The following is an 18922-nucleotide window of genomic DNA, read 5'->3' on the forward strand; positions in this document are numbered from 1 at the left end:
CCTTCATTGAACGAATTCAATTTTAGGCCAATAACTGTTTAATACTTTGACTTAATTTACCTACTTCATAATGTTCCTGCATATGCTTTCTCGCGGCTATTCCCATTTGTCCGCATAATTCGGGATTCGAGGCCAAGCGGATTAAGGCATTTCCCATAGCCTCTACATCATGCTCGTCCACTAATATGCCGGTAACTTCTTCTATCACGGCCTCCGGTATACCGGCATGTCGAGTGGATACGATAGCCAAGCCTGTGGCTGATGCTTCTAAAATAGCCACAGGTGTACCTTCTGAATCTCCAGATGGTGTGACGATGGAATGTTGGATAAATACATCCGAAGCTTGCAATAAGGGTAAATACTCAGCGGGCGATTTTGCACCTAAAAAATGGATATTATTTTCTAACTGATGCTCTTGAACATAGTCTTTGGCTTCTTGCCATAAGGGACCATCTCCAACCATATTGAATTGAGCATCTGGGAATTGTTTCAACAAGATTTCAAAGGATTTGATGCTAAGCAAAGACCCTTTTTTAGCAGCAAATCGAGCTACTGAAATAAGCTGAAAAGGAGCGAGTTTTGTCTTTTGATTTGCTGGGTAAAATTGTTTTAGATCAACACCACAAGGGATAACATGAAGATTGGGCAAAGGGCCACAAATCTTTTCCAAGGTTGGTTTCATGGCAGATGCCACTACAATGATGGCCTTAGCTTTGGGTAAGACTTGAGCATACTTAGCGCTATAATTTTCCAGGGTTTTGGTTTCATTGGCGTCAAATCCTAAAAAGACGATTCCAAACGGTACTTTTTCGGCCTGACAAGCTTCGAAAATATGCGTTCCCAATGGCCCGTAATTAGCTAAAAATGCATCTATTTGATTGTTTCTGAGGTATTTTCTTAGAAAATACGTGTAAATCTTTTGGTATATATCAGGTAACAGTCGACGAAGGCCACCCCTAACCACCAGTTGATTTAAGGGGAAGGGATAAATGGATCCACCATGGTACAAGCGACTGGGCTGCCAACCTTCATAAAGAACCGAGTGTGGTTGAAGCTGTTTGATTTGCTCATCAATAAAGGTTTCAGAATAAGAAAAGTAATTGGATCGAGCAATAAGAAGCTTCATCGAATGGGGTTCGAGGTGAATGAATTAACGAAAATACGAAATTATTTTAAAGCCTTTCCGACTAGGTTAATCAAATCTTAGCTCTATTTTTGCAAGGCATTTACAGGTATGGAAAAAATATTACTTATTGGTGGAGCAGGCTTTTTAGGATTGAATTGGATTCAATTTCTCGAAAACCAAGTGGCTGGCCCCAAAGTAGCATTAACTGTTTTATCAAGGCATCATCATGCTGACTTAGCAAGGTTTCCTCAAGTGAAATTTGTTCAAGGGGATTATGGGGATTCTGATTTATTGAATCGTTTATTTCAAGAAGAACAGTTTAATCAGGTTTTCCATTTTGCCAGTACGATTGTTCCCGCCACTTCTACCCAAAATGTATCTGAAGATCTAGAGGCCAATTTGACTCCTACGATTCAATTGTTGGAGGTAATGAGGCAACATGATTGTCGCTTCCTGGTTTATTTTTCTTCAGGTGGTGCAGTGTATGGTAATGCTGGATTGAATGCATTGAATGAAAATCAGGCGTGCAAGCCTATTTCATCCTATGGCATTATCAAGTTAGCCGTGGAGCATTACATTCAGCTTTATTCTAAAATACACCAAATTGATTATTTGATTTTGCGCTTGTCGAATCCATTTGGGTATTTTCATCATTCGGATCAACAAGGTGTTATCAATATTGCTTTGCGTAAGGCCTTGCGTGGAGAGACGTTTACGGTATGGGGAGATGGTCGACAAACCAAGGATTATATTTTTGCGGAGGATATTGCTAAGGCTATATTTCAACTGTGGCAGTCGGGCCACAAAAACGATACCATCAATATTGGTTATGGTTCCGCTATTTCATTATCGACTATTTTAGATAAGATCAAAAGTCTAATTCCTAGTTTTCAGGTCGAGTACAAAGAAGCTAAACCGACCGATGTACCTCACGTCTGTTTAGATATCAAAAAAATAGAATCTCTCATTCCATTCGAAAAAACGCCATTTGATGTAGCGCTGGAGAGAACGTGGAAATGGGAAAGAAATGGTAAATGATGAATGGTAAGTGATAGAGTTTAAAAATGTTTTTAGTTTTATAAAACACTTTTAAAAGGTACTTAATTGTTTAATAAAAGTATGATAACGGAACTTATTTACATAAATTAAAGTCAGAAAAGCAATAATTAATCATTTACAATTCACCATTTACAATTTCTTAGCTACCAATATAAACGTACAAGCATCTTCTCTTCTGGATTTATTTCCAGCGATTTTGTCGAAGAAAATGATGAAAGGTTGTAAGAGCATGGACCAAAGAGGGCGGATGGCTTTCGGGAATTTAAATAATAGGCCATCTTGGAATAATTGTAGCCCCATGGAAGAACGAGCAAGTATTCCTTCAAAATAAACAATTTCAAAGCCAGCTTCTTTGACAATCTTTTGCAAGCCTGTCGATGTCCAACGCCAAAAATCGGTCGGGTCAGGATGGAACATCCAATAGCCGTGAGTGGAAAGAATCAATTTGCCATCTTTTTGTAAAATCCGGCAAGCCTCTTTCAAGTAAGATTTTGGATCTTCCACATGTTCTAATACCTGAGTGGATAAGACAAATCCCACGCTTTCATCGGGCATATCTATAATGCCTTTAGGATCTACTACTACATCTGCTTTGGTATTGAGCGCTAAATCTAAACCTATGTATTGCTCTACAAAAGGACCAAAAAGTGGTTCATAGGGCTTATTGCCACAGCCATAGTCGGCCAATAATTGGTGAGGAGAGTTTTTGACAAACAATTCAATGACTCTTTCTAACTGTTTTCTAAGTTGAATCAAATAATAATAACGAGCCGACATCCTTCCCCAGATTTTGGGATATAGACGTTCAACTCCAGCTTCTCTACTTTCCATAATTACAATAGTTTGGATAAGCGATGATACTCATCCTGCGAATTTTTATATTCAATATACTCTTTGGCTTGGTGTAAGTATTTTTTTGCTTTGGCTCTTTGGCCCGACTTATGTGCGATTCGGCATAAACCTAAATAAGCTAAGCCACGGATATCTTTAGTAAATCTTTCTTCAAATGGATATTGTAAAGCTTTTAAATAGTGGGCTTCTGCTTGCGCTAATTTTCTTTTACCAAACTCATCAGCCATACCTCTAAATACACAGACTGATCCAGTATAATATGGGATTTTTAGTTTCTCTAATTTGTCATTGTAGATTTCTCCTTCTTCAAAATTATTAGTCAATGCCAATAATTCGGCTCTTTGAAGTATAAACAGATGGTTGTTTGGGAAATCTTCTAGTAGAGCTTGGTTCAATGGAAGTGCTTTGGCAGGTGTACCCTCGTATTTATTGTACACATATCCCAAATAGAACCGACCTTCATTTTTTACAAAAATGGTTTTTCGAGTACTTTGATCTAAGTAGTTTAATCCAGCTCTTTTATTGCCATCTTCAAAAAAGACCATTAATGGTTTAATGACAGGATGGAGTTCGGGGTAAACGATTCGATAATAATTGTAGATCCCCGCTGAATACAAAAACTCGGGTTGCTTATCGGTATTTTTAAGCGCTATTTTCAAGAAAGAATATGACTTGCGGGTATATGAAACTGCTTTCATGAAATTTTGATTATCAGCCTCATAAGCGGCCAAAAAGCCCGTAGCAGATATACAGAAGAAAACAGCTTCTAAATCGTTTTCATTTTTTTCAAAAGCCAATTCAGCTAATTCAAAACTTCTTTCCAAATAGGCCAAATACGCTTTACTTTGATTCGGGTGGTCTTTAAGTGGAAAATATTGTTTTTCCCATTGCATGGCTAATAGTAAATAACCACTAGGGTGTTTAGGGTATTTTGTTTTTAATGCATTGAAATCGTCGGAAGCTTCTTTGAACTCATGGTTGTACATGTGGTTCAATCCATTGGAGATCCATTCTTTAGCTTGATTATCGGATAAAATTTGCCCAGAAATACTCCAAGACAAGAGCCAAAAAAGGACAATAAATATTCCACGCATAGATGCTCAGTTGAATTGCAAAAATACGTAAGTACTGTGGTTTTTGGGCCTAATTTTTTACTTTTGTTTCTATTTTATAATTAAACTTCCCGAATGATTTCATTTCAAGAATTTACCTTAGACAATGGCTTACGTGTGATCGTACATGAAGACCCCAGCACTACTTTGGCCGTGATGGATGTAATTTACGATGTAGGTTCTCGAGATGAAGATCCATCAAGGACTGGATTTGCTCATTTATTTGAGCATTTGATGTTTGGAGGCTCAGAAAATATTCCAAATTACGATAGTCCTTTGCAACGAGTAGGTGGGGAGAATAATGCTTTTACCACGCCAGATTTAACAAACTATTACATCAGCTTGCCCTATCAAAACCTGGAAACGGCCTTTTGGTTGGAGTCTGATCGTATGAAGCAATTGGCATTTAATCCGAATTCCCTAGAAGTTCAAAGAAAAGTGGTCATTGAAGAATTTAAACAACGCTATTTGAATCAACCTTATGGTGATTTGTGGCTCAAGTTTAGACCTTTGATTTACCAAAAACATGCTTATCGCTGGGCTACCATTGGAGCTGATATTCAACATATTGAGGAGGCGACTTTAGAAGATGTCAAGGCCTTCTTTTATAAACATTATGTGCCTACCAATGCCGTGTTGGTGGTGGCAGGTAAAGTGAAATTGGACGAAGTAAAGGTCTTAGCCGAGAAGTGGTTTGGACCTATTCCTGGTGGGGTAAAGCCCATTCGTCAATTGGTACAGGAAGATGTGCAACAGGAAAATCGCCATATGGAAATTACGGCCAAAGTTCCTTCTGATAGGATTTACAAAGCCTATCCCATGGTGGGACGTTATCATCCTGGTTTTCATGCCATTGATATGTTGGCCGACTTAATGGGTCGAGGAGAGTCGTCCTATTTATATGAGCATTTAGTACAAAATGAGCGCATTTTCGATTCCTTAAATGCCTATCAAATGGGTTCCATTGATCCAGGTATTTTGGTGATACAAGGACAAGTGACTGATGGTGTGGATATAGAAGCAGCGGATCAGGCTTTGGAAAAAGTTATTCAGGAATTTGTTCAATCAGGAATTGTGGAAGGGGCACTTCAAAAAGTAAAAAATCAAGCGGAGGCCAGCTTGGTATTCATGGAGGTGGAGGTCTTGAACCGAGCGATGAATTTAGCCATGGCTGCCAATGCTGGTGACGCCAATTGGGTAAATACAGAAGCTGAAAAAATTCAAGCTGTTTCATTGTCGGAAGTACAATCTTGGGCTAAAAGCTTGTTTATTGATGGGAAATCGAATACCTTATGGTATAAGAAAGAAATGAATTAGTCATGAAGATACGCGTAGGACAAGGGTATGATGTGCATCGCTGGGTGGAAGGAAGACCTTGTATTTTAGGAGGGATTGAAATCGAGTCAGCTAAGGGTCCTTTGGGCCATTCAGATGCTGATTTAGTTTGTCATGTCATTTGTGATGCTTTATTGGGAGCCACCAACCTGCGAAATATCGGTTTTCATTTTTCGGATAAAGATCCTCAATGGAAAGGGGTTTCTTCTACTGCCTTATTGACTCGCGTTTTAGAAATGATTCGAGAAAAGGGATGGAAAGTTGGAAATGTTGACGTGACCATTATTTTAGATCAACCTAAGTTAAATCCACATATACCCGCCATGCAGGCTAATTTGGCTCAAGTGATGGCTGTAGATTTGGATCAAATTACCTTGAAAGCAACCACCTCAGAAGGGATGGGTTTTGTTGGAAGAGGAGAAGGAATATCGGCCATGGCAGTGGCTCTAATTACTGCTGAGTAAGCTATGCCTATCAATTTAGAAAAAGAGCGATTAGAGATTTTAAAAAGGTACCGTAAGTTGCTTCGTACAGCTAAACCCTTTTTAAAAGATGATGATGCTAAGCAAATCAAAAAGGCATTTTTGATTTCGGCGGAGGCGCACAAGGAGATGCGAAGAAAATCGGGTGAGCCCTATATCTACCATCCTTTAGCGGTGGCCCAGATTTGTGTTGAGGAAATTGGACTGGGAACTACTTCCATTATATCTGCCTTGTTGCACGATGTGGTGGAGGATACGGATACTACCTTAGCAGATATTGAAAAAGATTTTGGTCCCAAGATTGCTTCCATTATTGATGGACTAACCAAGATTTCAGGGACTTTTGAATACGGAACATCTCAACAAGCGGAAAATTTCCGTAAGATGTTGTTGACTTTATCGGATGATATTCGCGTTATCTTAATCAAGCTGGCAGACCGTTTGCACAACATGCGTACGCTTTCCAGCATGGCTAAGGAAAAGCAATTGAAAATCGCATCAGAAACAATTTATCTATATGCTCCTTTGGCGCACCGTTTAGGTTTAAATGCGATCAAGACAGAATTAGAGGATTTGGGTTTGAAATACACTGAACCTGAAGCATTTAAGGAGATAGCCAATAAGTTGACAGAAAATAAACGTAACCGTGAAAGTTTTGTCGACCATTTCATTCGCCCTATTAAAAAATCGCTGGATGAATTACATCTGAATTATACAATCAAAGGTAGACCTAAGTCGATTTACTCGATTTACAATAAGATCAAAAGTAGCAATACGCCATTTGATAAAATTTACGATTTATTTGCCGTGAGGGTGGTGATTGATGTGCCTTTGGAAAGAGAAAAAGCAGATTGTTGGGAAGTCTATTCCATTGTGACAGATCATTATCGTCCTAACCCTAGTAGGCTAAAAGACTGGGTCTCAACTCCTAAATCCAATGGATATGAGTCTCTGCATACTACCGTGATGAGTTTGCCTTATGGCAACGATAAAGAGGGACGTTGGGTGGAAGTGCAGATTCGGACCAAACGGATGGATGAGATAGCGGAGAAAGGGGTTGCAGCTCACTTTAAATACAAAGGAACGGATACGCGCACTAGTCAAGCATTTGAATCTTGGTTAAGTCAAGTTCGTGAAGCACTTGAAACCAATGATAAGAGCCAGTCGGCCGTGGAATTGGTGGATGATATTAAAAACTCCTTGTATCATGAGGAAGTATTTGTCTTTACTCCTAAAGGTAAATTAGTTGTCTTACAGGTGGGTTCTACTGCATTGGATTTTGCTTTTGAAATCCACTCAGAAGTAGGAGCCAAGTGTATTGGGGCCAAGGTTGGAGGGAAATTGGTGCCTTTATCTCACAAGCTGAGTAATGGTGATCAAATTGAAATCTTAACTTCTTCCAAGCAAAAACCTTCTGAAGATTGGTTGCGTATTGTTACAACCACCAAGGCGAAAGCAAGGATTAAGGATTTCATTAAAGAGGAGAATAAGTCGCACGTCATCAAAGGACGTGATATGATTGAACACCGGTTGAAGATTTTGGGATATCCAAGTTTGACATTAGAGATTACCAATCAGCTAAGAGCTTATTATAATGCTAAGGATGCTAATGATCTTTTCTATCGTTTTGGGAAAGGCTATGTTGCGATCGAACAACTGAAGCATTGGAAGTCCGACAAAGAGATGCATGAGCGGAAGCAAGCTGAAAAGGCCATTCAGGTTCCTATTGTCGACAATAAGAGTTTTACCAAGGAGATGAAACGTGTACAGCATGACCGTAAGGATGCTGATATATTGTTGATTGGTGAAGATATGGATAAGGTTGACTATACCTTAGCTAAGTGCTGTAATCCAATTTCTGGCGATGATGTGTTTGGTTTTGTAACCATCAATGAGGGGATTAAAATTCACCGAACTAATTGCCCTAACTCCCCTGAATTATTATCTCGACATGGTGACAGAGTTATCAAAGCGCAATGGGCTAGTCAAATAGCTATGTCTTTTGTGGTGGATTTGGTTATCCGAGGTATTGATCGAGTAGGTTTGGTAAATGACGTGACTCGGGTAATTTCGGATGAATTAAAAGTGAACATTACTGCATTGAATATTGGAGTGAAAGATGGACTATTTGAAGGTCGAATTTCACTCATGATACAAGATACTGACCACTTGGTTGCCCTGGTAGGGGAATTGGAACGAGTGGCGGGAGTAATTGAGGTTGCAAGAGAAGAATAATAGCTTTTTTCAGTTTTTATAGCTTATTTTACGTCGTTTTTTTCGCTAAATGTCCACAGAAATAGATAAGTTCGATTCGGTTAAGAAAATTTTCACAGCCTACTTGGAAAACAAGGGTCTGCGCAAGACACCCGAGCGATTTGCTATCTTGGAGGAAATCTATTTACGCGACGACCATTTTGATGTGGAGGAGTTATATATCTCCATGAAAAACAAGAAATACCAAGTTTCGAGGGCTACAGTTTATAATACCTTAGACGTCTTGGTAGAATGTGATTTGGTAGTAAAACACCAATTTGGACGTAATCAAGCGCAGTTTGAGAAGTCTTATGGACGTAGACAGCATGATCATCTAATTTGTACAGATTGTCATAAGGTGACAGAATTCTGTGATCCACGCGTTCAAACCATCCAAAGTTTAGTGGGAGAAATGTTGCATTTTAATGTCATGCACCATTCTTTGATTTTCTACGGATCATGTACCAACAAGAATTGTGAACACCGAGCTAATTTCCAAGCGAGGTCCCAAGAATAAAAGAATTTAACAATAGTTTTTATGGCAGTTGATGTATTATTAGGCTTACAGTGGGGTGATGAAGGAAAGGGGAAAATTGTAGACGTATTAGCACCTCGTTATCAGGTTGTGGCAAGATTTCAAGGAGGACCTAATGCAGGTCATACTTTGGAATTTGATGGTTTTAAGCATGTGTTGCATCAGATTCCATCGGGTATTTTCCGTCAGGAAGTTCAGAATATCATTGGAAATGGTGTGGTGTTAGACCCTATTATTTTTAAGAAAGAAATAGAAGGCTTAGCTCACTTTAACTTGGATTTGCAGAAAAACTTAGAAATTTCTAAGAAAGCATCCATCATTTTGCCTACACACCGTTTGTTAGATGCAGCCTATGAGTTAGCCAAAGGAGAGGAAAAAATTGGTTCTACTTTGAAAGGAATTGGACCAACTTATACAGATAAAATATCTCGTCAGGGCTTACGTGTTGGAGATATGATTTCGCCTAATTTTTCGGAAAAATACAAAACGCTTGTGGATCGCCATAAAGCGATTTTGGATGTTTATAAATACGAATACGATTTGACGGAAGCAGAAGCTGCCTTTTTTGAAGCAGTAGAATTCATGAAGCAATTTGCCTTGGTGGATTCTGAGTATTCAGTGAACAATGCCATTAATTTAGGAAAGACGATTTTGGCTGAAGGAGCGCAAGGATCCTTGTTGGATGTGGACTTTGGTTCTTATCCATTCGTAACTTCTTCCAATACTATTTCAGCAGGTGCTTGTACGGGTTTAGGTGTTGCACCTAAAAACATAGGCGAGGTATTCGGTATTTTCAAGGCCTATGCTACTCGTGTAGGTTCAGGTCCTTTCCCTACAGAATTAGAAGATGAAGTGGGTGAGGCGATGCGTCAAGAAGGTCGCGAGTTTGGTTCAACTACGGGTCGACCTCGTCGTTGTGGTTGGATTGATTTACCTGCTTTAAAATATGCTATGATGATCAATGGAGTGACTCAATTGATTATGATGAAAGCTGATGTCTTGAATATCTTTGAAGAGATTCAAATATGTACGGCCTATGAAATGCCTGATGGCACCGTGACGGATCAAATCCCATTTGAGATTACGGATATTAAAGTAAAACCAATTTATGCGAGTCTACCAGGATGGCATTGCAGTTTAGAGGGAATGCGTGATTTTAATGAATTACCTGCTGAATTGACTAATTATATTGCCTTTTTAGAGAAGCATTTAAATTTACCGATCAACTTCATTTCAACTGGCCCAGATCGTGAGGCCTGTGTTTTGAGAGGGTCATTGGCATAGAAAGATGATGGCTTCGGATCGAATGGATTTGGCAGAATTGTATAAATTCGATGAGATTTACTGGATTCCAGCAGATCGCCCTAACATTTCATCCGAAGCTACTTTTACGCCTACAGAGACCTCAGTACCTGCCTTGGAAGCGCCTATAGCAGCTATCGTTGAAGAAAAAATCAATATCCCTGTTCAGGAAAAACCGAGTATCCCTTCAGGTCCCGGATTACAAGCCAGCCTGGTTGAAGAGGTGAAGTCAATGGAACCTAGCGTTCCTCAAGATTCAAAAGTTCTACCTATAGTCAATTGTCGTTTGGTCGTAGTAGGAAAGATTAATCCTACAGAGAAAGAGCGATTGCAATTGGTGTTTTCGGCAGCTCCGGTTTCTCTTCAGCCTACAGATTGGCAGGTTTTGGAACCTATGGATTCTTTTTCTTTAACTGAATATGTTGAAGGCACTCAAGCTCAAATCTATGTATTCCTAGGAGATCAAATTCCATCATGGAAAGAACAATTACCCGAAGGTAAAATCAGTCAAATTAGCAACAAAGCCATTTATTATTTTCCTCGATATATTTCCAGTCTAAAAGACTCCGAAAAACCATTGAAATTGGCGTTTTGGAATAGCATGAAGGAAATCATTTCTAATGGTAAATGATGAATTGTAAATGGTGAATGGAAGAAATTCAAATATTCACCATTTACAATTCACCATTCACCATTTATTTCATTGCCATTCTCGGCAGGGGACTTACGTCTTGGCCACAGAAAATACCAGCTTCTGCTTTGAAGTGGCCAGCCATAGCAATCATCCCAGCATTGTCTGTACAGTAGGAAAACGCGGGGATAAAGACATCCCAATTTTGTTGAGCACCTAACTCTTGGATTCCATTTCTAAGCCCAGAATTGGCAGCAACACCCCCAGCAATAGCAATTTGTTGACAGTTCTTTTCTTTCATCGCTTTTTTCACTTTGCGAAGTAACATGTCGATCAAAGTCTTTTGTACAGAAGCACAAATGTCAGCTTTGTTTTCCTCGATAAACTGTGGATTATTCTTCTGCTCTTTTTGTAAAAAATATAAAATGGCTGTCTTGATTCCGGAAAATGAAAAATCTAAACCAGGCATTTCACCCAAAGGAAAAGGGAAACGATTAGGATTACCTTCTTTCGCTAATTTGTCAATCATAGGGCCGCCCGGATAGGGAAGTCCTATGAGTTTGGCCGTTTTATCAAATGCCTCTCCTACGGCATCATCTTGTGTCTCTCCAATGACCTCCATCTCCAATGGACTCTTCACCCAAACCAGTTGGGTATGTCCCCCACTGACTGTTAAACAAAGGAATGGAAAGCTAGGTTTGGGGTCTTCAATAAAGTGAGCCAAAACATGGGCTTCCATATGGTTTACCTCAATGAGCGGTATATCTAAACTTAATGCCAAAGCCTTGGCAAATGAGGTGCCAATTAATAGTGCTCCCAATAAACCAGGGCCACGCGTAAAGGCAATGGCATTCAGTTCATTTTTGTTTATATTTGCTTTTTGCAGTGCTTCGTGAACGACAGGGATGATGGATTTTTGATGAGCTCTGCTGGCTAATTCTGGAACTACTCCTCCCCATTGTGTATGGATCAGTTGAGTAGATACAATGTTCGACCGAAGTTCACCGTTTACCATAATGGCAGCGGAGGTTTCGTCACAAGAAGATTCAATAGCCAGTAGATTCATATCGGATAAAAACTCTGCAAAAATAAGGCAAAATATGCCGTAATCGTTGGTTTTTCTGAAAAAGAAAATATGATTAAAGCAACCAAAATCTTCGCTAAATCCATTCTTTACGGTTTGGTGGGGATTTTTTTGTTGTTTTTTGTAACAGTCCTTTTGCTTCGAGTACCTTCCAATCAAACCCTTTTAGCCCAGTATTTTGCGCCCAAAATCGAGAAAGCCATTGGCTATCCACTCACCGTTCGGGCTATCCAACTAAAGTTTTTTGATGAAATAAGTTTCTGGGGTTTACGGGTCAAAGACCCTTGGGGAAAGGAAATGGTCTATATCGAACGATTGGATGTCAATTTTAATTTGTCCGATTTATTGTTCAAAGGAAGCAATCCTCACCTTGATTATGCCCGCTTATATCAGCCTAAAGTTCATCTGATTTTTGAAAAAAAATCAGGAAAAATGAATTTAGATGAATTTATTCTGCGCATCGATCACTGGCTGAATCCTGGCCCCAGTGTGGCAGGTCCAAGTTCTAAATTTGAAATTTTAGATGCCGAAGTAGTGGATGGCTCTTTTATGTTGGATGATCAACAAATTAAGAGTGAAGCTACAGCGAGGCATTTTGACCTGAATCACCTCATTTTTACCCACATTAATGCCAAGGTCAAAGACTTTTATGTGCAAGGGGATACCTTGGGTTTACAAACCATTGGGCTGAAAGCATTGGATCCTATGACTGGTTTGAATATCAAGGCCTTGGATACCAAATTCATGTATGCTGATAAGCAAATGCGTTTCGATCAACTGAATCTGTTTTTCAATGATTCTCAGATCAAAAACCAGATTGTTTTCGATTATACAAGTACCAAAGATTTTAAGTTTTGGAATAAGAAAGTGAGGATGAAAGCCTATTTTGACAACAGTCAAATTAGAGGTGAGGATCTAGGAAGGTTTGTATCGGATATGTACCAATACAAAGGTATGTATAAGTTGAAAGGTAATTTAGAGGGCCCAGTTGCCCGCTTAAATCTGAAGAATTTTGAGATGGCCTTTGGTAGTAAAAGTGTACTGCGAGGGGATTTTAGTTTCAAAGGATTACCTGAAATAGACAAAACAGTGATGGATTTTGACATGGTGAATTCCCTGTTTCATCCGCAAGATTTACAAGTCTTTTTGTCTAAATCAGCTGTTGAAAAAATGAATATATTGGGACCCGTTTCCTTTGGTGGGAAGTTCTCCGGAACCAATAAGGACTTCAGTACTTCAGGTAAATTAAACACGGGTTTAGGGTATATGGAGGGAGATGTGATGATGAATTTGAGTGATTCCATGGCTTTTTCTAAGTACCAAGGGAAGTTGAAATTGAAGAAATTTAAGTTAGGTAAATTATTCAGTTTAGAGGAGTATTTAGGAACAGTTGACCTAGAAGCTCAAGTGAAAGGGTCTGGCTTTTCAAGTAATTCAGCCAAAGTAGATTTTGATGGTCAAGTATCCGAGATCAATATTAAACGATACGCTTATCGTCGGGTAAGTTTGAAAGGTAATTTGCAGCGTCAATTATTCAAAGGATTGGTCTCTGTTAAGGATAGTAATTTGTTGGCTCAAATGTCTGGGGAAATTAATTTGAGACAGGAAAAGCCCATCTATAATTTGGAAGGTCGTATAGACCATGTGGATTTGGGAAGGTTGAAGATTACGGATACACCAATGCAATTGGTGAGTGATTTTCAGGTCAATATCGCCATGAATGATTTGGACGATTTAGAGGGGAAAGCCATCTTTTCTGAAGCCATTTTGGGTACTCCCAAGAAGATGGATTTACCGATACATTTGTTGACTTTTAGCTCAGATTTAAAAGGAGCCAAGCGACGTTATCGATTAAACTCAGATTTGATTTCGGTGGAGGCTGAAGGAGATTTTGTCCCTTCTCAATTGCAAAAAGATATGGGTCAGTTGTGGGAAGAATACACCTTGTATTTTACCAAAAACGAGAGTGAAAGAGCAGCTTATTATGCCGCTAAAACGCATGAAACTAGTCGCAAATATGTGTCCGACTTTACGGTTATTTGCCATGATGCCAAGCCCATTTTAACCCGTTGGTTTCCAACCATCGACTTAGCCAAGAACACCGTTTTTTCAGGGAGTGTTAATAAAGGGAGATCCGTTTCTCTGAGTTTGGAGTCATATCCAGATACTTTGGTTTTAGGGGGTTATAAATTTTATCAATCCATTTTCTCCTTCCAAAGTTCTAAATTTTTAGGAGGACCAGAAGTTTCTAGTAGTTTGGTTTTTCAATCTAGAAGACAGCATTTGAACTTCTTAACACCGACAGAAAACTTGAAATTGGATGGCCTTTGGGATCAAGATCGAATCAATTTTGAATTGGATTTTAAGCAGCAAGGGGATGATAATTCCGCCCATTTAGGGGGTGTTTGGCGCTTTGAGAAAGATGGTTTATCGCTTCGATTTAAAGATACGTATTTACGTATTTTGGGACAAGATTGGGCGGTCGACCCTGAGAATAAAATATCGATTCAAGGCAAGGAATTAAATGCGGAACACTTTTTGATTTCGAATCAAAAGCAGTCTATTGCATTGCAAGGGAGTTTATCCATGGACTCCACGGAGACCTTGCGACTCCGAGCAAATAAGTTTCAATTAGGGACATTAGCGCCTTTGTTTTCTTTGAAAGTTCAAGGAGAATTGAATGCCGAAATCAACATCCAAGATTGGTATCAGCATACTCGATTGGACACATGGTTATTGGTGGATTCACTACGTTTGAATACATTTTACATTGGTAATTTACAAGGGGTAGGAACCTATAATGCCGATTTAAAAACAATGGATTTGAACTATCATTTAAACCGTTTGGGTGAGTCGGTGATGGAGGTAGATGGTACTTATAAACCTTTTGAAACGAGAAATAAATTGGATGTTACAGCAGAGCTGAATAAGACTAATCTGAGTATTTTAGAGCCGTTTACGCAAGGTGTATTTTCTGGACTAGCGGGAGATGCCTCAGGTAAATTGAAGGTTAGAGGGACCTTGAATGATCCTGATATTGAAGGTAAAATAGTGCTTCAGAAGGCTAAGTTATTCTTTGATTACCTGAAAACCAGCATGGCATTTTCGGATACTGTTGAGTTTAAGACCCGACAAATCATAGGTCGAAATTGGAAAATTTCTGACCCAGAAGGTAATACCGCCAAGCTGAATGCCAACTTTATTTTTCCGATTGGAAGTCCTTTTGAAATGAATATTGAAGCGAATTTAAATCGTTTCAAATTGCTGAATACGCAACGGGATCCTACTTCATTTTACTATGGTACAGGTTATACATCAGGCCCCATGTCTATCCGTGGTACGGTACATGATTTGTTGATTACTGCCGATTTGAAAAGTGAAAAAGGTACCCGATTATACATTCCATTAGATCGAGAAAGTAGTACGGATAATGAGGAAGATTATGAGTTTTTTAGTAAATCCTTGCAGGTTGATGTAAATGCAGTGAACCAACAATTGACCTCCAAATTAAAGGAAGGAGGAATCAGTTTAGACTTGGATTTGGCATTCACTCCTGAGGCTTATGGCGAGGTGCAAATAGATAAGAAGAAGGGGGATTTGATGCGGATTTATGGCACAGGAAATATCAATATGACCTTGGATAAAAAGGGACAGTTTCGGATGATTGGGGATTATGCTATTGATCAGGGAGACTATACTTTCACCTTGCAGAATTTGATAAATAAACGATTTGCGATTCAGCGAGGCTCTAAGATTTCATGGACAGGAGATCCTTTGGAGGCCAATGTCAATATCAAAGCTATTTATACACAGTACGCGTCCTTGTTCCCAATTTTGTTGGATACAACTAATAAATCCAACTTGCCCGAGTTTAAAAGACGCTATCCAGTGGATGTGACCATCAACTTGCAAAATCGCTTGTTGTCACCCAATATTTCCTTTGATATTGGGATACGTGATTACCCGAAAGATGTACATTTGAATGGTGCCGTAACAGCCTTTACCAATCGGATTAAGACGGATGAGCAGGAGTTAACTCGACAAGTTTCGAATGTCTTGTTGTTTGGTCAATTGGTTTCACCTTTTGGAGGAAGTGGAATCGCCTTGGGTAGTTTAGTGGGTAATTTCACGGAAATGCTGTCCAATCAATTGAGTAATTTGGCCTCTCAAATCAATAAGGATTTGAACATTGATGTGTACTTAGGAGGAGGGAATTTGAATCAAGATATCTTATCTAATTTGCAATTGCGCGCTTCATATAATATGAATGACCGCTTACGGATTACCCGAAGTGGGGGCTTCACGGATGCTCGAAATCAGACGAGTCCTTTGATTTTACTAGGCGACTGGGCCTTGGAATATTTTGTGAAAAGAGATGGGTCTCTTCGCTTGAAAACCTATAACCGCAACGTCCAAACCACCCTGCTAGGGTCTTTAAACTCCTACCAAATTAACCAAACCATTGGAGCTAGTTTGTTGTATAACCGAAGCTTTAATAAGCTGTTTGGGAAGTGAGATTAATGTAGAATGAAGAATTAGGAATGTAGAATGGAATCCATTTATCATTTATAATTCATCTGTTATCCTTTCCTCTCTTTCATTGGGATTAACCGTTCAATGTAGAATGAAGAATGTAGAATGGAATCCATTTATCATTTATAATTCACCATTTACCATTTCCTTGCCGCCTTTGCTGAACGACAAAAAAAGGAGTTTTTTTGTTTCTTTTTTTTAAAAAAAGAAAGGCCTTAGTATAAGCTGTAATGATTGTTATTTTGAAACAACAAAAAAGAGTCCAACAAAATAGCTTTACTTAAGATTTAATTCATATGGTATTTCTTTTTTTTCATAAAAAAAGAAACAAAAAAAACGTAGAAATAAGGTTAATCCTAAGACGAATTCTGCTTCGCAGAACCGATGTCCACTCCGCATACGGCTTTAATCTTTGACGCCATCGCACATAGCCTATGCGCAGGGTCAAATATCCGCCTGCCGCTTCGCTCATGCTGGGTTCCCATCTTTCGTTGGATTAACCTCAATAGGTATGAGTGATTAGAATTTAAATGAGCTACCAACATTTATATTTTATAATTCATCATTTACCATTTCCTTTTGCTTCGCTCATGCTTCGTTCCAATTTTTCGTTAGGATTTACTTTTAAATGTAGAAGGTAGAATGTAGAAAAGTAGTCCATCTTTTCTTTTTGAATCTTAATTTCTTGAGTTTTCGCAAGTCTTTTCTAGAATTATCATTCAATATTTAGGCTAGATTTGGCTTTTATGTTGAAGAATAAATTAATTCATTGGGTGGAGTTATACCAAAGCAAACCATTGTATGGGGCAAGACTTTGGTTTATTATTAAGTATTATTTTCCATTTCAATTTTTGATTACAGGATCAATAGCATTTTATATCGAACGTGTGCTGCAGCATCGAATAAATAGTTTATTTGATTTTTATAAATTGGACTCAGCTTTCTTTCTAATGGTGGTCTTTGTTGGACCATTTATAGAAACATGGTTATTTCAATAGTTGATTATTAACGTATGCCAACGTTTGTTTTATAAATTCTCAGAAAGAATTTGTCGAATGCTATCTATTGGTATTTCCAGCATATCATTTGCGGCAGCTCATTATGGTAATGATCCTTATTATCCCTTTTTAGTATTGGATTCAGGTTTAGTATTAGCATTGGTTTACTATTTTACCAAAAAGGAATTTGATGCTAATAAGGCTTTTGTTTTGACATTTTTACTTCATGTTTGTTGGAATTTAATTCCCACAAGCATATATATTTTATTCTTATGAGCATATCTTTTCCCCGCTTTTTAGGGCCATTTGAAGGGCTATTAATATTCTTTTCTGTTCTTTATTTGATAGCCCTTGTAATCGCCATAGTAATCACATTAAAATCAAAGTATTATTCCCCCATTGATAAATTGATTCGAGTTTTACTTATTCTACATGCTCCATTTTTAGGAATCATTTTGGTATTCTACGAGTGGAAATATGGAAAGTTATAGTCTCACATGTTAGATTCTACATTCTACATTTTTCATTCTACATTCCCCATTCTACATTAAAAAAGGAACCACTTTCGCAGTTCCTTCTAATCACTAAAACCTAATAACTAATAACTAGTTTCTTATTTCACCTCAAATCCACCCGTTCCAATCGCGAAACCTTCTGAGTATAATTCAATCGTGTATTTACCTGGTTTGTAAGCCACACCACCACGAGAATAGAATACATCTACCGCCTGATTGTTGTTGGAATAGGTCACTACTTGTTTAGCTGTATAGACCATTTCTTTTCCATCTTGAGTGAATTTACCAGAACCAGCTGCTTCGTCAGAAACGATGGCGCCATCAGCATCTAATACACGAACAAAAATAGTTTTGTTCTCTAATTTAGTGATTGGGTTGCTGGCCAAGTTGAACGTGATTTTCAACTTCTCAATTTTCTTACCATTGAAACGAGATTTCTCTGCTTCTTTTCCTTTGCTATTCACGGATAATACGCGTAAGCTTTGCGCTTTTAATGCCGCTGCAATACTCACTTTTCTAGCTAATTCCTTGTTCTTAGCCGTTACTTCAGATAGCGTATCTACCAAAGTTTTGTTTTCTGTTTTTAGGCCTGAATTTTCGGTATTCAAGGTTTGATTTTGTGTAGTCAACACTTGGTTGTTCTCCGTCAAAATTCCATTCTGCTTTTTCAATTCAACAATGTCAGCATCTTTCTTAGTCAACACTAAATCGTATTCTTTGATTTTCGCATCGTAAGAGGCAATCGTAGCGTGGTTCGCTTTTTTCAAAGAGCTTTTATCTTGTTCTAACTGTAATTTTAATGCTTCTAAATCACTCACTTGTCCACCTAAGGCTTTGATCTCCTCAATTTTAGCATCCAATTGAGTAGAAATGGAGTCCAGTTTCATGCGCGTATTCGCTAATTCAGTGGCTTTTTCTTCAATATTGACTGCTTGTTCTTGTGTCAATTGGTTAGAACGGAAATACAAGACGCCAAGTACTGCTGTTAATACAGCCAATACAATCAAGGCAATCTTTGAGGTGTTGTTGGATGTTTCCATTTGCTTGAAATGTTTATTTAAGGGTTTAATTCAAAGCAAATTTAACATTAATATTCAATATTTTC

At 38.5% G+C, this 18922-nt stretch carries 14 protein-coding genes; 9 read left to right on the plus strand and 5 right to left on the minus strand.

Annotated features, from left to right (window positions below; translation table 11 throughout):
• Window positions 1-22: 22 nt before the first annotated feature.
• Complete coding sequence (locus tag HME7025_RS03340; RefSeq protein WP_109322284.1) at window positions 23-1126, minus strand: glycosyltransferase family 4 protein; 1104 nt, start codon at window positions 1124-1126, stop codon at window positions 23-25.
• Between the two features lie 108 nt (window positions 1127-1234).
• Between HME7025_RS03340 and HME7025_RS03345 the strand changes: the two genes are divergently transcribed.
• On the plus strand, window positions 1235-2164 hold the full coding sequence (locus tag HME7025_RS03345; protein ID WP_109322285.1) for an NAD-dependent epimerase/dehydratase family protein: 930 nt from the start codon (window positions 1235-1237) through the stop codon (window positions 2162-2164).
• Window positions 2165-2314: 150 nt separating this feature from the next.
• Here the strand turns inward: HME7025_RS03345 and HME7025_RS03350 are convergent, their stop codons facing one another.
• Both HME7025_RS03350 and HME7025_RS03355 read right to left on the minus strand, forming a co-directional pair.
• Window positions 2315-3016, minus strand: a complete 702-nt coding sequence (locus HME7025_RS03350) for a class I SAM-dependent methyltransferase (protein ID WP_109322286.1) — start codon at window positions 3014-3016, stop codon at window positions 2315-2317.
• A 2-nt stretch (window positions 3017-3018) separates the two neighbouring features.
• Entirely contained in the window at window positions 3019-4131 is a 1113-nt protein-coding gene (locus HME7025_RS03355) for a hypothetical protein (protein WP_109322287.1), read from the minus strand.
• 93 nt (window positions 4132-4224) lie between these two features.
• On the opposite strand from HME7025_RS03355, the gene HME7025_RS03360 reads away from it, so the two are divergent.
• The 6 genes from HME7025_RS03360 to HME7025_RS03385 are packed head-to-tail and all read left to right on the plus strand — an operon-like array spanning window position 4225 to window position 10687.
• Window positions 4225-5466 carry a M16 family metallopeptidase gene (locus HME7025_RS03360; RefSeq protein WP_109322288.1) on the plus strand — a complete coding sequence of 414 codons (1242 nt, stop codon included), beginning with the start codon at window positions 4225-4227 and terminating at the stop codon, window positions 5464-5466.
• A 2-nt stretch (window positions 5467-5468) separates the two neighbouring features.
• Window positions 5469-5948 (plus strand): 2-C-methyl-D-erythritol 2,4-cyclodiphosphate synthase, encoded by a 480-nt coding sequence (gene ispF / locus HME7025_RS03365; protein WP_109322289.1) that lies wholly within the window; start codon window positions 5469-5471, stop codon window positions 5946-5948.
• 3 nt (window positions 5949-5951) lie between these two features.
• Window positions 5952-8201, plus strand: coding sequence for a RelA/SpoT family protein (locus HME7025_RS03370; protein ID WP_109322290.1), 2250 nt, complete (start codon window positions 5952-5954; stop codon window positions 8199-8201).
• 49 nt (window positions 8202-8250) lie between these two features.
• The gene (locus HME7025_RS03375) at window positions 8251-8736 is read left to right on the plus strand and encodes a Fur family transcriptional regulator (RefSeq protein WP_109322291.1); all 486 of its coding nucleotides are present in this window, start codon (window positions 8251-8253) and stop codon (window positions 8734-8736) included.
• A 21-nt stretch (window positions 8737-8757) separates the two neighbouring features.
• Window positions 8758-10038, plus strand: a complete 1281-nt coding sequence (locus HME7025_RS03380) for an adenylosuccinate synthase (RefSeq protein WP_109322292.1) — start codon at window positions 8758-8760, stop codon at window positions 10036-10038.
• Between the two features lie 4 nt (window positions 10039-10042).
• Complete coding sequence (locus HME7025_RS03385) at window positions 10043-10687, plus strand: hypothetical protein (RefSeq protein WP_109322293.1); 645 nt, start codon at window positions 10043-10045, stop codon at window positions 10685-10687.
• 64 nt (window positions 10688-10751) lie between these two features.
• Here HME7025_RS03385 and tsaD read toward each other — a convergent pair whose 3' ends face one another.
• Entirely contained in the window at window positions 10752-11753 is a 1002-nt protein-coding gene (gene tsaD / locus HME7025_RS03390; protein ID WP_109322294.1) for a tRNA (adenosine(37)-N6)-threonylcarbamoyltransferase complex transferase subunit TsaD, read from the minus strand.
• A 69-nt stretch (window positions 11754-11822) separates the two neighbouring features.
• Between tsaD and HME7025_RS03395 the strand changes: the two genes are divergently transcribed.
• Together HME7025_RS03395 and HME7025_RS03405 are read left to right on the plus strand one after the other, a co-directional pair.
• Complete coding sequence (locus HME7025_RS03395; protein WP_109322295.1) at window positions 11823-16286, plus strand: translocation/assembly module TamB domain-containing protein; 4464 nt, start codon at window positions 11823-11825, stop codon at window positions 16284-16286.
• Window positions 16287-17326: 1040 nt separating this feature from the next.
• The gene (locus HME7025_RS03405; RefSeq protein WP_226998269.1) at window positions 17327-17578 is read left to right on the plus strand and encodes a CPBP family intramembrane glutamic endopeptidase; all 252 of its coding nucleotides are present in this window, start codon (window positions 17327-17329) and stop codon (window positions 17576-17578) included.
• 337 nt (window positions 17579-17915) lie between these two features.
• Here HME7025_RS03405 and HME7025_RS03415 read toward each other — a convergent pair whose 3' ends face one another.
• Window positions 17916-18857, minus strand: coding sequence for a hypothetical protein (locus tag HME7025_RS03415; RefSeq protein ID WP_109322299.1), 942 nt, complete (start codon window positions 18855-18857; stop codon window positions 17916-17918).
• Window positions 18858-18922: the final 65 nt, after the last annotated feature.

Source organism: Aquirufa nivalisilvae, from assembly GCF_003143535.1.
In the GTDB taxonomy this organism is placed as follows: Bacteria; Bacteroidota; Bacteroidia; order Cytophagales; family Spirosomataceae; genus Aquirufa; species Aquirufa nivalisilvae.